Origin of the sequence: Cupriavidus gilardii (assembly GCF_013314895.1) — a bacterium.
Lineage (GTDB): Bacteria > Pseudomonadota > Gammaproteobacteria > Burkholderiales > Burkholderiaceae > Cupriavidus > Cupriavidus gilardii_C.
Window position 1 is genome coordinate 1 of record NZ_JABTYE010000035.1, and the last position, 14,084, is coordinate 14,084.

General features: G+C 67.5%; 13 protein-coding genes. 9 read left to right on the plus strand and 4 right to left on the minus strand.

All coding sequences use genetic code 11. The features are described 5' to 3' along the window. The first annotated feature begins 79 nt into the window (after positions 1–79). The 9 genes from HTY53_RS23155 to HTY53_RS23195 all read left to right on the plus strand — a co-directional run bounded on the left by HTY53_RS23155 (position 80) and on the right by HTY53_RS23195 (position 9,122). Positions 80–625 carry a TlpA disulfide reductase family protein gene (locus tag HTY53_RS23155; protein WP_174108946.1) on the plus strand — a complete coding sequence of 182 codons (546 nt, stop codon included), beginning with the start codon at positions 80–82 and terminating at the stop codon, positions 623–625. A gap of 349 nt (positions 626–974) precedes the next feature. Beyond that, positions 975–3,089: an ATP-dependent helicase gene (locus tag HTY53_RS23160; protein WP_174108947.1), complete on the plus strand. Its 2,115-nt coding sequence runs from the start codon at positions 975–977 to the stop codon at positions 3,087–3,089. A 241-nt stretch (positions 3,090–3,330) separates the two neighbouring features. Next, positions 3,331–3,651, plus strand: coding sequence for a (2Fe-2S) ferredoxin domain-containing protein (locus HTY53_RS23165; protein WP_006578238.1), 321 nt, complete (start codon positions 3,331–3,333; stop codon positions 3,649–3,651). A gap of 72 nt (positions 3,652–3,723) precedes the next feature. Then, complete coding sequence (locus HTY53_RS23170; RefSeq protein WP_174108948.1) at positions 3,724–4,368, plus strand: alpha/beta hydrolase; 645 nt, start codon at positions 3,724–3,726, stop codon at positions 4,366–4,368. A gap of 114 nt (positions 4,369–4,482) precedes the next feature. Beyond that, a complete protein-coding gene (locus HTY53_RS23175; protein ID WP_174108949.1) occupies positions 4,483–5,688 on the plus strand; it encodes a D-alanyl-D-alanine carboxypeptidase family protein in 1,206 nt (401 codons plus the stop codon). Between the two features lie 23 nt (positions 5,689–5,711). Then, positions 5,712–6,002 carry a DUF493 family protein gene (locus HTY53_RS23180; RefSeq protein ID WP_053820987.1) on the plus strand — a complete coding sequence of 97 codons (291 nt, stop codon included), beginning with the start codon at positions 5,712–5,714 and terminating at the stop codon, positions 6,000–6,002. Positions 6,003–6,114: 112 nt separating this feature from the next. After that, positions 6,115–7,317: a class I SAM-dependent rRNA methyltransferase gene (locus tag HTY53_RS23185; protein WP_174108950.1), complete on the plus strand. Its 1,203-nt coding sequence runs from the start codon at positions 6,115–6,117 to the stop codon at positions 7,315–7,317. Positions 7,318–7,620: 303 nt separating this feature from the next. Continuing rightward, the gene (locus tag HTY53_RS23190; protein WP_174108951.1) at positions 7,621–8,598 is read left to right on the plus strand and encodes an NAD(P)H-dependent flavin oxidoreductase; all 978 of its coding nucleotides are present in this window, start codon (positions 7,621–7,623) and stop codon (positions 8,596–8,598) included. A 104-nt stretch (positions 8,599–8,702) separates the two neighbouring features. Beyond that, a complete protein-coding gene (locus HTY53_RS23195) occupies positions 8,703–9,122 on the plus strand; it encodes a YbaN family protein (RefSeq protein WP_277544940.1) in 420 nt (139 codons plus the stop codon). A gap of 33 nt (positions 9,123–9,155) precedes the next feature. Here the strand turns inward: HTY53_RS23195 and HTY53_RS23200 are convergent, their stop codons facing one another. The 4 genes from HTY53_RS23200 to HTY53_RS23215 form a co-directional block, all read right to left on the minus strand. Continuing rightward, a complete protein-coding gene (locus HTY53_RS23200; protein WP_174108952.1) occupies positions 9,156–10,403 on the minus strand; it encodes a phenylacetate--CoA ligase family protein in 1,248 nt (415 codons plus the stop codon). 112 nt (positions 10,404–10,515) lie between these two features. Beyond that, entirely contained in the window at positions 10,516–11,331 is an 816-nt protein-coding gene (locus tag HTY53_RS23205; RefSeq protein WP_174108953.1) for an ABC transporter ATP-binding protein, read from the minus strand. A gap of 221 nt (positions 11,332–11,552) precedes the next feature. Then, entirely contained in the window at positions 11,553–12,890 is a 1,338-nt protein-coding gene (locus tag HTY53_RS23210; RefSeq protein WP_174108954.1) for an ABC transporter substrate-binding protein, read from the minus strand. Positions 12,891–13,006: 116 nt separating this feature from the next. Beyond that, positions 13,007–14,083, minus strand: a complete 1,077-nt coding sequence (locus tag HTY53_RS23215) for a branched-chain amino acid ABC transporter permease (protein WP_174108955.1) — start codon at positions 14,081–14,083, stop codon at positions 13,007–13,009. Position 14,084 lies beyond the last annotated feature (1 nt).

The window sequence follows — 14,084 nt, forward strand, 5'->3', positions numbered from 1 at the left end:
CCCCCGCCCCGTCAGCGCTCGGCGCCATCGGCCGCCGCGGCGCTAGAATGGCGTTTTCCCCTCCTTCGGTCGGCCCATCATGACTTCGTCCGCCTCCCAACCGGAACGTCCCGCCTCCCCCCGCAAGCGCTGGCCGCTGATCGTGGGCCTGCTGGTGCTGGTCCTGCTCGGCTGGTTCGGCTACCGGGCGCTGACTCCCGCCAAGCAAGCGCCGCAGGCGACCTTCGTGCTGCTGTCCGGCGAGCGCGTCAGCACCGCGCAACTGCAGGGCAAGGTCTATATGGTCAATTTCTGGGCCACCAGCTGCACCACCTGCGTCAAGGAGATGCCGGACATGGTGCGCACCTACCAGCAGTTCAAGGACAAGGGCCTGGAGTTCGTCGCGGTGGCGATGAGCTACGACCCGCCGATGTACGTGACCAATTTCACCGAGACTCGCCAGCTGCCGTTCAAGGTCGCGCTCGACTCGGACGGCTCGGCGGCCAAGGCCTTCGGCGACGTGCAACTGACGCCGACCACCTTCGTCGTGGACAAGGACGGCCGCATCCTGAAGCGCTATGTGGGCGAGCCGGAATGGGACAGCCTGCACAAGCTGCTGGACCAGGCGCTGGGCAAGGCGGTTTGATGCGCTGACAGGGGAAATGGACGTCTTCGGTATGCCAGTGCCGCTTGCCCTCTCCCCGGCCCTCTCCCGCGAGCGGGAGAGGGAGAACCCCGTAGGCGTTCGGTAAAGCTCCCGGTTTTCTCCCCCGCCCGCTTGCCGGAGAGGGAGAGCCCCGTAGGCGTTCGGTAAAGCTCCCGGTTTTCTCCCCTCGCCCGCTTGCGGGAGAGGGGCCGGGGGAGAGGGGACTCCGGCGCAAGACAAAGCGAAAGCGCCCTTCACGCCCCATCAGCAATCCCCCGCTTGCCCAAAACATCTGTATGGATATACAGTCTGCGGCGAACATTTCCGCTTTTTGCCCACGCCCGCTCCTGTGTCCGTCGCTCTCGCTACTGCTCCCGCCGCCCAGGCTGACCCGGCCGATCCGGTCGACTATCTCGCCGCGCTCAACCCCGAGCAGCGTGAAGCGGTCGAGCACGCCACCGACCGGCCGCTGCTGATCATCGCCGGGGCGGGCTCGGGCAAGACCAACACGCTGGCGCACCGGGTTGCGCATCTGCTGCTGGGCGGCGCCGATCCGCGCCGCATCCTGCTGCTGACGTTCTCGCGCCGCGCCGCGGTCGAGATGGGCCGGCGCGTCGAGCGCATCGTCGATCAGGCCTTCGCCAAACGCAACGGCACCACCTCGTCGGCCAATCCCGGCCGCGCCGCGCTGCAATGGGCGGGCACCTTCCACGCGATCGGCGCGCGCTTGCTGCGCGAGTACGCGGAGACGCTGGGCCTGTCGCCGTCCTTTACCATCAGCGACCGCGGCGATTCCGCCGACCTGATGAACGTGGTGCGGCACGACCTCGGCCTGTCGGCGCAGAACGCCCGCTTCCCCCGCAAGGAAACCTGCCTCGCGATCTATTCGCGCGTGGTCAACACCCAGTTGCCGCTCGAAGAGGTGCTGCAGCGCCAGTTCCCGCGCTACGCGATGTGGGTCGACGCGCTGCGCGCGCTGTTCGCCGGCTATGTCGAGGCCAAGCAGAAGCAGCAGGTGCTCGACTACGACGACCTGCTGCTGTACTGGGCGCAGGCGCTGGCCGAGCCGGCGCTGGCGCGCGACATGGGCGAGCGTTTCGACCACGTGCTGGTCGACGAATACCAGGACACCAATGCGTTGCAGGCCGCGATCCTGCTGTCGCTCAAGCCCGACGGCCGCGGTCTGACCGTGGTCGGCGACGACGCGCAGTCGATCTACGCGTTCCGCGGCGCCACCGTGCGCAATATCCTGGACTTTCCGCAGCGCTTCTCGCCGCCGGCGGGACAGGTCACGCTGTCGCGCAACTATCGCTCGACGCAGCCGATCCTGGCCGCCGCCAACGCGGTGATCGGGCTGGCGGCCGAGCGCTTCACCAAGGACCTGTGGTCCGACCGCGCCAGCGCCGAGAAGCCCGGCGTGGTGGTCGTCAACGACGAGACGGAGCAGGCGCGCTTCGTGGTCGAACGGATTCTCGCGCGGCGCGAGGAAGGGCTGGCGCTGATGGCGCAGGCGGTGCTGTTCCGCGCCGCCGACCACAGCGCCCAGCTCGAACTCGAACTGGTCCGCCGCAACATCCCGTTCGTCAAGTTCGGCGGCCTCAAATTCCTCGAGTCGACCCACGTCAAGGACATGCTGGCGGCGCTGCGCTGGCTGGAGAATCCACGCGACCGCATGGCGGGCTTTCGCACGCTGCAGCTGATGCCGGGCGTCGGGCCCAAGACCGCCGCGCGCGTGCTCGACGGGCTGGAGCTCGCCAGCGATCCGCTGTTTGCGCTCGAATCGTTCGAAGCGCCGCCCGCGGCCGCCGAGGCATGGTCGGAACTGGTCGCGCTGGCGCGCGCGGCGATGGCCCCCGCAGCGGCGTGGCCGGTCGACTTCGAGCGCGTGCTGCGCTGGTACGAACCGCATCTGGAACGCCTGCACGACGATGCCGCCGCACGCGCCGCCGACCTGCAGCAGCTCGCGCGCATCGCTGCGACCTACGGCTCGCGCGAACGCTTCCTGACCGAACTGACGCTGGACCCGCCCGACGCCTCCAGCGACGAATCGGGCGTGCCGCTGCGCGACGAGGACTACCTGATCCTGTCGACCATTCATTCGGCCAAGGGCCAGGAGTGGAAGGCCGTCTACGTGCTGAACGCGGTCGACGGCTGCCTGCCGTCCGATCTGGCCACCGGCACCACCGAGGAGATCGAGGAGGAGCGCCGTTTGCTCTATGTCGCGATGACCCGCGCCCGCGACCATCTCGACATTGTCGTGCCGCAGCGCTTCTACGTGCATCAGCAGCCCGGCATGGGCGATCGCCACGTCTATGCGTCGCGCACGCGCTTCCTGCCGAATCGCGTGATGCCGCATTTCCACAGCCGTGCCTGGCCGCCGCCCCCGCCGGTCGATGCGGCGCCGCAGCGGGCGTCGCTGCCGGCCGTCGATCTGGCCGCGCGGATGCGCAATATGTGGCGATGAGGCCGTCATTGCAGCCATAGCGGCCACAGCGGCGGTGCGCGTTACCCGGCGTAGCGACGAGAGGCATCAGACCGACGCTTTCTGTGCGCCATAGCTAACACCTGCCACTGCGCCGCGCTGCAGGCGCCGCCGCGCGGTCGAAACGGCCCCCGGCTCGCCGTATAATTCCGAGCTTCCCACCGTTCCGACCGGCGCCAGGCCGCGCGCGGCTCCGCCGCACGTGCCGCGCGCCCTCCCACGCATGAGCAGCTACTACCAGCACCACGTCTTCTTCTGCCTGAATCAGCGCGAGCCGGGCGAAAACTGCTGCGCCAACCACAACGCCAAGGCGATGCAGGAATACGCCAAGAAGCGCTGCAAGGAACTGGGCATTGCCGGCGGCGAGGGCCGGGTGCGGATCAACAAGGCAGGCTGCCTGAACCGCTGTGAACTCGGCCCGGTACTGGTGGTCTACCCGGAGGCCGTTTGGTACACATTCGTCGACGAGCAGGACATCGACGAAATCATCGACAGCCATCTGATCCACGGCAAGCCGGTCGAACGTCTGATGGTGGATCGCTGAGCGCCGCGCTCGGACCGCATCCGCTTCCATCCGCCGCCCACTTTTCGTTCCCGGATTTCGCCCTTCCCTGCCATGAACGCGCATACCCAGGTACTCACCGTTGCCGGTCCCGCCGGCGCGATCGACGTTTCGGTCGACCTGCCGCAGGCCGCCCCGGTGCGCGGCCTTGCGCTGGTCAGCCATCCGCATCCGCTGTTCGGCGGCACCAAGGACAACAAGGTCGCGCAGACGCTGGCGCGCGCCTTCGTGCAGCTGGGCTATGCCACCGTGCGGCCGAACTTTCGCGGCGTCGGCGGCACCGCCGGCCAGCACGATAACGGCCAGGGCGAACAGGACGACCTGCTGGCGGTGATCGCGTGGATGCGCCAGCAGCGCGACTGGTCCGCCGACGCGGCGACGCTGCCGCTCGCGCTGGCCGGCTTCTCGTTCGGCAGCTTCGTCGTCAGCCATGTGGCGCGGCGCCTGGCCGAGGCCGGCACGCCGGCCGAGCGCCTGGCGATGGTCGGCACCGCCGCCTCGCGCTGGCAGGTCGCCGACGTTCCCGCCGACACCATCGTGATCCACGGCGAGCAGGACGAGACCGTGCCGCTGGCCAGCGTGCTCGACTGGGCGCGGCCGCAGGAGCTGCCCGTCACGGTGATCCCCGGCGCCGACCATTTCTTCCATCGCAAGCTGCATCTGATCAAGCAGCTCGTCGTCAATGCGTGGCAGCGCTGAGCCCGGGCATTGAGCGGGCGGCCATGGCAATCCGTGGCCGCCGTTCCTTGCCCCGCCGCCACGTCCGCGTGGCGGCGCGACGCTGCCCTTTCTCTCTTGTCGGAACCTGAAAACATGTTCAATCAAGCTTCGCCGCTGTTCTCCCACCGCATCGCCCACACCCTGCTGGCCAGCGCCGCCGCGCTCGCGCTCGCCAGCGCACCGCTGACGGTGCGCGCGCAGGCCGTGCCGATGCCGCAGGTGGCAGCCAAGGCGTGGATGCTCTACGACGTCACGAGCGGCCAGGCGCTCGGCTCGCAGAATGCCGACGCCCGCATCGAGCCGGCTTCGCTGACCAAGATCATGACCGCCTACCTGGCCTTCCAGGCGCTGAAGGAAAAGCGCCTGACGCTGGACCAGGCGGTGGTGCCGACCAATCTCGTGCTGAAGGTCAAGAGCGACGAGTCGCGCATGTTCATCGAGCCGAACAAGCCGGTCACGGTGCAGGACCTGCTGATGGGCCTGATCGTGCAATCGGGCAACGATGCCGCGCTGGCGCTGGCCGAAGCGGTGGGCGGCTCGGAGGAAGGCTTCGTCGCGATGATGAACCGCGAGGCCCAGCGCATGGGCATGAAGAGCACGCACTTCACGAATACCGACGGCATTCCCGATCCGAATCACTACACCACCGCGGCGGATCTGGCGATCCTGACCACGCGGCTGATCCAGGACTTCCCGGAGTACTACGGCATGTACTCGCAGAAGGAGTTCACCTATAACAAGATCAAGCAGCCCAACCGCAACCGCCTGCTGTACATCGATTCGACCGTGGACGGCGTCAAGACCGGCCACACCCGCTCGGCGGGCTACTGCCTGATTTCCTCGGCCAAGCGCCCGCTGGCCAACGTGCCGAACGGCTCGCGCCGGCTGATCTCGATCGTGATCGGCACCACCAGCGAACAGGTCCGCACGCAGGAAAGCCTGAAGGTGCTGAACTACGGCTTCCAGTTCTTCGACACGCTGCGCCTCTACGACAAGGGCCAGGTGCTCGCCACGCCGGACATCTACAAGGGCAGGAACGACACCATCAAGATCGGCGTCCGGGACGAGACCTACGTGACCGTGCCCAAGGGTACCGCGGGCCGTCTGAAGCCGGTGCTGGAGCGCCAGGAGCTGCTGGTGGCGCCGATCTCGGCGGGCCAGCAGGTCGGCACCGTCAAGCTGATGGACGGCACCAGCAAGGTGGCGGAATTCCCGGTGGTGGCGCTGGAGGAGGTGCCGGAAGCCGGCTTCTTCGGCCGCATCTGGGACACCATCCGCCTGTGGTTCAAGCGCAAGTAACAAGCAACAAGGAGGCCGCCGCGATGAGCGCCGACAACACCGACAACGGGCGCGACCAGCCTTCGCTGATCGAATACCCGAGCGATTTCCCCATCAAGGTGATGGGCGCGATGCAGGACGGCTTCGCCGAGGCCATCGTCACGCTGGTGCAGGAGTTCGACCCCGGCTTTCATGCCGGCAAGATGGAAATGCGTCCCTCGCGCAATGGCAACTACCTGGGCCTGACCGTGACGGTCTGGGTCACCAGCCGCGAGCAGCTGGACGATCTGTATCGTGCGCTGACCGCGCATCCGATGGTCAAGGTGGTGCTGTAACGCGCCTGCAGGCGGTCGACGCTGCTTGCCCTCTCCTCCGACCCCTCTCCCGCAAGCGGGAGAGGGAGCAACCAGTGAGCACGGATCTCGCGCTCGCTGCCTTCCTCGAATCATGAATACGCTGACCCTGAAGCCCGGCAAGGAAAAGTCCCTGCTGCGCCGCCATCCCTGGATCTATGCGACCGGCATCGACCGCGTCGAGGGCCGCGCCGAGCTCGGCGCGACCATCACGGTGCGCGCCGCCGACGGGCGCTTCCTCGCCAAGGCGGCCTACAGCCCGCACTCGCAGATCCGCGCGCGCGTGTGGACCTTCGACGAGAACGAGCCGGTCGACCATGCGCTGATCAAACGCCGCATCGCCACCGCGGTGGCGCACCGCCGCCAGTGGGTCAGCGACAGCGACGCGGTGCGGCTGGTGTTCGGCGAGGCGGACCGACTGCCGGGGCTGGTGGTCGACTACTACGGCGCCGGCCGCGGCGCCGAGCAGGCGCAGCTGGTCTGCCAGTTCAACGCCGCCGGCGTCGAGCAGTGGAAGGACGCGATCGTGCAGGCGCTGATCAAGGAGACCGGCTGCCCGAACGTCTACGAACGCTCCGACGCCGCGGTGCGCGAGCGCGAAGGACTCGAACTGGTGACCGGCGTGCTGGCCGGCGCCGAGCCCGACCCCGAGCTGTCGGTCACCGAACACGGCGTGCGCTACTACGTCGATGTCCGCAACGGCCACAAGACGGGCTTCTATGTCGACCAGCGCGACAACCGCAAGCTGGTCGGCGACCTGGCCGAAGGGCGCGAGGTGCTGAACTGCTTCTGCTACACCGGTGGCTTCTCGCTGGCCGCGCTGCGCGGCGGCGCCGCGTCGGTCGTGTCGATCGATTCGTCCGGCGAGGCGCTGAAGATCGCCGAGGGCAATGTCGCGCTGAACGGCTTCGATGCAGGCCGCGCGACCTGGCTCGACGCCGACGTGTTCAAGTCGCTGCGCCAGTTCCGCGCCGAGGAACGCCAGTTCGACCTGATCGTGCTGGACCCGCCGAAATTCGCGCCATCGGCCCAGCATATCGACCGCGCCGCACGCGCGTACAAGGAAATCAATCTGGTCGGCATGCAGCTGCTGCGCCCGGGCGGGCTGCTGTTCACCTACTCGTGCTCGGGCGCGATCGGCATGGAGCTGTTCCACAAGATCGTCGCCGGCGCCGCCACCGACGCGCGCGTCGATGCGCGCATCCTGCGGCGGCTGTCGGCCGGGACCGACCACCCGATGCTGGCGGCGTTCCCGGAAGGCGAATATCTGAAGGGGCTGCTGCTGCAGCGCGTGTGAGGGGCCAGGCAGCTCGACCTGCCCGTTCATCGAGACGTCACCGGCGCGACCCCGGATCGTCATATTGCCGCCTTACCATGCCGTTGACGGCTTCGGCATTGGCAGGTGCCCGCCGTCGATGTATCAGTCTTCGTGGTAATTGCCCCGCCCCGGACGCGGGGCTTTTTTTTGCGTTCGGCGCCGGGCGCTAGACTGGGACCTCTACCGTTGCGCTAACGTCGCTTCGCGCATGTTTCCTATAATCGAACGATCGTTCAGAAAAAAGCCGATGCCGCGCATCGCTTCCGAAGTTCAGGAGACACCATGCCCGCCGCCAAACACATCCCCCCAGCCCTGCAGAACCTGACGCTGCCCGTGATCGCGTCGCCGATGTTCATCGTCAGCTATCCCGAACTGGTGCTGGCGCAATGCAAGGCCGGCATCGTCGGTTCGTTTCCGGCGCTGAACGCACGCCCGGCCGAACTGCTCGACGAATGGCTGACGCAGATGCAGCAGGAACTGGCGGCGTACCGCGCGGCCAATCCCGATGCCAAGGTTGGCCCCATCGCGGTCAATCAGATCGTGCATGCGTCGAACGCGCGGCTGGAGCAGGACGTGCGCGTCTGCGTCGAGCACAAGGTGCCGATCTTCATCACCTCGCTGCGCGCGCCGGTCAAGGAGATGATCGACGCGGTGCACAGCTATGGCGGCATCGTGCTGCACGACGTGATCAACCTGCGCCATGCCGAGAAGGCGATCGAGGCCGGCGTCGACGGCCTGATCCTGGTCGCCGCGGGTGCCGGCGGCCATGCCGGCACGCTGTCGCCGTTCGCGCTGGTTGGCGAGGTGCGCCGCATCTTCGACGGCCCGATCGCGCTGTCGGGCTCGATCGCCACCGGCGAGGCCGTGCTGGCCGCGCAGGCGATGGGCGCGGACTTCGCCTATGTCGGCACGCGCTTCATCGCCTCGCAGGAAGCGCATGCCAGCGAAGCCTACAAACGTTCGATCACCAGTGCCGCGGCGGCCGATATCGTCTACACCAACCTGTTCACCGGCGTGCATGGCAACTACATCCGCGAGAGCATCCTCAATTCGGGGCTCGATCCGGAGAACCTGCCGCAGGCCGACAAGAGCAAGATGGACTTCTCCAGCGGCAGCTCCAAGGCCAAGGCGTGGAAGGACATCTGGGGCGCCGGTCAGGGCGTGGGGCAGATCGACGCGATCCAGTCGGCCGGCGAGATTGTCGCGAGCATGAAGGCCGAGTACGATGCGGCCAAGGCGCGTCTGTGCGCCGCTGGATGACCGGATGACCGCGACCGCGGTCGATCCTGCCGACCGCCGGAGATTCCCCGCTGGACAAACCCCCTGTCGTCATCGCCGAGATCAGGCGCAGCCGCCGCGAACGCATCGTCCGCGCGGCCTGGGCCACGCTCGGCATCGTCTGCATGCTGCTGGCGGTGCTCGGCGTGTTCCTGCCGGTGCTGCCCGCCACGCCGTTCGTGCTGCTCGCCGCGGCCTGTTTCGCGCGCGGCTCCGAACGCTTCCATGACTGGCTGATGAGCCATCCCCGGCTCGGGCCGATCGTGCACGACTGGCAGCGCCACCGCAGCATCCCGCTGCGCGCCAAGATCCTGGCGATCGCGATGATGTGGATTTCGTTGCCGACCACCGCCTGGCTGCTGCGCGCCAGACCGGCGTTCTCGATCGCGGTGCTGGCGATCGGCGCCGTGGCGACCGCCTATCTGCTGTATCTGCCGACGCGGCCGCGCGGCGGTTATGGCAGGACGGCCTCGCCTTCGAACCCCGAACCGCCGCCGGGACGGTAGCGCTGCCGGCCGGGGCGGTTCGGCGGGTCCGGACTAGTCGTAGCTGCGCGCGTCCTCGATGACCTTGCCGTCCTGCGGCAGCGAACCGGCCGGCACGAACTTCACCTCGCCCTTGAGCCGCATCACGTCGCGCATCGACACGACGATCGCATCGGCCAGCGCCTGATCGTCCCGCGTGGCGTCGCAATGCAGCGTCATCACGTCGGCGCCCGGCGCGCCGGTCACGACCAGCCGCACGGCACGCAGTTCGGGATGGCGGCGCATCACCTCGCCGATCTGCCCCGGATGGACGAACATTCCCTTGACCTTGGTGGTCTGGTCTGCGCGTCCGAGCCAGCCGCGCAGCCGGATATTGGTGCGCCCGCACGGGCTCGGTGTCGTCGACGATCCCGGCACGATCGCCGACAGATCGCCGGTGCCGAAGCGGATCAGCGGGTAGTCCTCGTTGCCCAGCACCGTGACTACCACCTCGCCGACCTCGCCCTCCGGCATCGGCCGCGTGCCGCCCGGTTCGACGATCTCGACCAGCACGCCCTCGTCGACGACCCAGCCGTCGGCGCCCTCGCTTTCATAGGCGATCAGCCCGACATCGGCGGTGCCGTACATCTGGTGCACCTTGATGCCGCGCTCGACGAACCAGGCGCGCAGCGACGGCGGCAGCGCCTCGCCCGACACCAGCGCCTTGGCCAGGCTGCACGGCTGCCCAAGTTCGGCGCCGCGCTCGAGCAGGATCTTCAGGAAGGACGGCGTGCCGGCGTAGGCGGCCGGCCGCAGCATCGACAGCGCCTGCACCTGCGATTCGGTCTGGCCGACGCCGGCCGGGAACACGCAGCAGCCGAGCCGATGCGCGCCGGTTTCCATCATCATGCCGGCGGGCGTGAAGTGATAGGAGAAGGTGTTGTAGACCAGCTCGCCGCGGCGAAAGCCGGCGGCGAACATCGCGCGCGCGGTGCGCCACCAGTCGGGCCCGTGGCCGTCGGGTTCATGCAGCGGCCCCGGCGATTGGTAGATATGGCGCAGCGCGCCGAGCGGCGTCGCGTTGAGCCCGCCGAGCGGAGCGCTGGCCTGCTGCAGCGCGCTCAGCTGCGCCTTGCGCGTGACCGGCAGCGCGGCCAGCGCGGCGCGCGAGGTCAGCGCCTGCGGATCGACATCGCGCAGCGCCTCGGCAAAGTAAGGCGCGTGCGTCCTGGCATGCGCGACCTGGTGCGACAGCGCGGCCAGCAGGGCCTGTTCGCGTGCGGCGGGGTCGCGCGTCTCGAGAGCGTCGAAGTGTTCTGACATGGTGGCGGATGTCGGTGTGGATGGGTGCCGGGCGATACGAGATACGGCCGCGGCCGGGCAAGGCAGTGTGTCGGCGCAGGATGCCGCGCTGGCCCGCGTGTCCGCGGGCCGCTCAGGCCAGCCAGCGTTTGCGCCGGCGATAGCTCTTGACGTCGCGGAACGACTTGCGGCCGCCGCCGTCGGCATCGTTGGCGGCCACGCCAAGGTAGAACTCCTTGACGTCCTCGTTGGTGCGCAGCGCCTCGGCTTCGCCATCCATCACCACGCGGCCGTTTTCGAGGATGTAGCCGTAGTCGGCATAGCGCAGCGCGACCATGGTGTTCTGCTCGGCGAGCAGAAAGCTGACGCCCTCGCGCTGGTTCAGGTCGCGCACGATCTCGAAGATCTCCTCGACGATCTGCGGCGCCAGCCCCATCGACGGTTCGTCCAGCAGCACCATGTTCGGCTTGGCCATCATGGCCCGGCCGATCGCACACATCTGCTGCTCGCCGCCCGAGGTATAGCCGGCCTGCGACTTGCGGCGCAGTTTCAGGCGCGGGAAGTAGGTGTAGATCTTCTCGAGTTCGTCGCGCGTTTCGCCGCGCGACAAGCCGCGCGTGTAGGCGCCGGTCAGCAGGTTTTCCTCGATGGTCAGGTGAGCGAAGCAGTGGCGGCCTTCCATCACCTGGATCACGCCGCGCTTGACCAGATCGTTCGGCGTCAGCTGGTCGACACGCGCGCCGCGATATTCGATCGAGCCCTTGGTCACGTCGCCGCGCTCGGCGCGCAGCAGGTTCGAGATCGCCTTCAGCGTGGTGGTCTTGCCCGCCCCGTTGGCACCCAGCAGCGCCACGATGCTGCCCTCGGGCACGTCGAGCGACACGCCCTTGAGCACCAGGATCACGTGGTCGTAGATCACTTCGATGTTGTTGATGGACAGCAGGGTCATGGTGGACCTCGGTAGTGATATCGCGCGCGATGGTGTCAGCGCGCTGGGCGCATGCATGCCTGGGGTGTTCTCCCCTCTCCCGCTTGCGGGAGAGGGGCGGGGGAGAGGGAAAGGGCGATCGCCATGCCGCCGCGCTTCAAAACCACCTCCCTCTCCCCAGCCCTCTCCCCCTGAGGGGGAGAGGGAGAACACCATGGGTGCCCCAAGCGTGTTTCACGCGATCACGACTTCGCGCAAGCCGGCGTGATGCCCTTCTCCTTCGCATACTGCGCCGCGTTGGCCTTGAACAGCGGGTGGATCAGGCTCTTGTTGCCTTCGATCCAGTCGGACACCACGGTCCACTTCGCGCCGTCCCATTGCTGGATCTTGACCTTGCCCGAACCCTCGTGGTTTTCGCAGCTGGTCTTGATCTCCGGCAGCAGGCCGGTGGCGCCGAGCTGCTGCAGCCGCGCGTTGGTCAGGTTCAGGTTCTCGAACGCCCAGCGCATCTGCTCGCCGCTCATCGGCTTGCCCTTGCCGAACTTGTTCTGCGCGACGCGGATCGCCTCGACCGTGACCACCGCGGCCGATACGCCGCGGTTGTACAGCACCGAGCCGATCTTGTTGCGGTCCTGCATATTGCCCTTGCCGGCGCCGTAGACCACCTTCTCGATATCGGCGATCAGCGGCACGCCCTTGCCCGCCACGTTCCACGTCGCGCTCATGTAGCCCTTGGCGGCGTCGCCGGCCGGCACGGTGTCTTCCTCGGAGCCGGCCCACCACGAGCCGATCATCTTGTCGCGCGGATAGCCGACCTTCTGCGCCGCCTTCAGCGCGGTCTGGTTCATCACGCCCCAGCCCCAGAAGATCACGTAGTCCGGCCGCTCCTGGCGGATGCGCAGCCATTGCGCGCCCTGCTCGTTGCCCGGATGTGCGACCGGGATCTCGATCAGGTCGAACTTGCCCAGCTTGGCCTCGGCCTGCAACGCGACGATCGGCTCCTTGCCGTAAGCGGAGTCGTGATACAGGTAGACGATCTTCTTGCCGGCCAGCGAGCCGCCGGTCTTGCTCGCCAGATACTTGACGATGGCCGACACCTGCATCTGGTAGGTGGTCACCAGCGGGAAGGCATACGGGAACACCGAGCCGTCGACCGCGTCGGTGCGGCCATAGCCCATCATCACCAGCGGCACCTTGTCGGCCGCGGTCTTGTCGACCAGCGCATACGAGATGCCGGTCGACATCGAATGGTAGGCGGTGCCCTTGGTGGTCGGGTTCTTGCCCTTCAGCCGCTCGTAGCACTCGACGCCCTTGGCGTTGTTGTACTCGGTCTCGCACTCTTCCCAGCTGAGCTTGACGCCGTTGATGCCACCTTCCTTCAGGTTGACGTAGTTCAGATAGTCGATGAAGCCGCCATACCAGGACTGCCCGTTGGCGCCGTAGGGCCCGACCCGATAGCTCGGCAGCGCGATGAACTGCTCGCCGCTCTGGGCCTGTGCCGGCAGGGCCGGCACCAGCAGCGCGGCGGCCGCGCCGACTGCCAGCGCGACGCGCTGGGCATTGCGAATCAGGTTGCTCATCACTGTCTCCTTCACCTTGGCAGGTGCGTTGTTATCGCGTGGTTACCGCGTTCGTATGACGTTGGTATCCAACTACCCGTTTGCATGACATCGGCGCGTGCCCCGTCGACACGGCGTCAATGCGGGAACGGCCACAACCGCAGCTTCTCCTTGCCGATCTGCCACAGCCGAGCCAGGCCGTGCGGCTCGACGATCAGGAAGAAGATGATCAGGCCGCCGAACACCATCATCTGGATGTGCGAGACCGTCGCATTGGTGAACGGCAGGTGCAGCAGCGCCGCCAGCGGCGGCAGCATGTTGTCGAGCAGGATCGGCAGCAGCAGGATGAAGGCGGCGCCGAGGAAGGAGCCAAGAATGCTGCCGACCCCGCCGATGATGATCATGAACAGCACGCGGAACGACAGGTCCAGCGAGAAGCCGTCGGGCTCGACCGAACCCAGGTAGCAGAACGCGTACAGCGCGCCGGCCACGCCGCAATAGAACGAGCTGACGGCGAAGGCCAGCAGCTTGGTGCGCATCAGCGGAATGCCGATCACCTCGGCGGCCACGTCCATGTCGCGCACCGACATCCATGCGCGCCCGGTCGACGAGCGCACCAGGTTCTTGGCGACCAGCGCCAGCACCGTGACGATCGCCAGCACAAAGAGGTACTTTCGCATCGGCGTGTCGATCAGCAGGCCGAACAGGTTCAGCTGCTGCGCGGTGATCACGCCCGACGAGCTGTTGTTCGAGAACCAGGGGAACTTGGTCAGCGCCCACACCACGAAGAACTGCGCCGCCAGCGTCGCCACCGCGAGGTAGAAGCCCTTGATCCGCAGCGACGGCAGGCCGAAGGCGACGCCGACCAGCGCCGCCGACAGCCCGGCCAGCACGAAGGTCAGCAGCACCGGCAGCCCTTCGATGCGCAGCTGGAAGTTGTAGGCGGCATACGCGCCCACGGCCATGAAGGCCGCGGTGCCCAGCGACAGCTGGCCCGCGTAGCCGGTCAGGATATTGAGCCCGAGCGCGGCCAGCGAGAAGATCAGGAACGGGATCAGGATCGCCGAGAACCAGTACTCGCTGCCGATCAGCGGCACGCCGACGAAGGCCACCGCCAGCAGCACGGCGAAGCCGATGCGGTCCTGCCGAATCGGAAAGATCTGGCTGTCGGCGACATAGTCGGTCTTGAACTGGCCGGCTTCACGATAGAACATG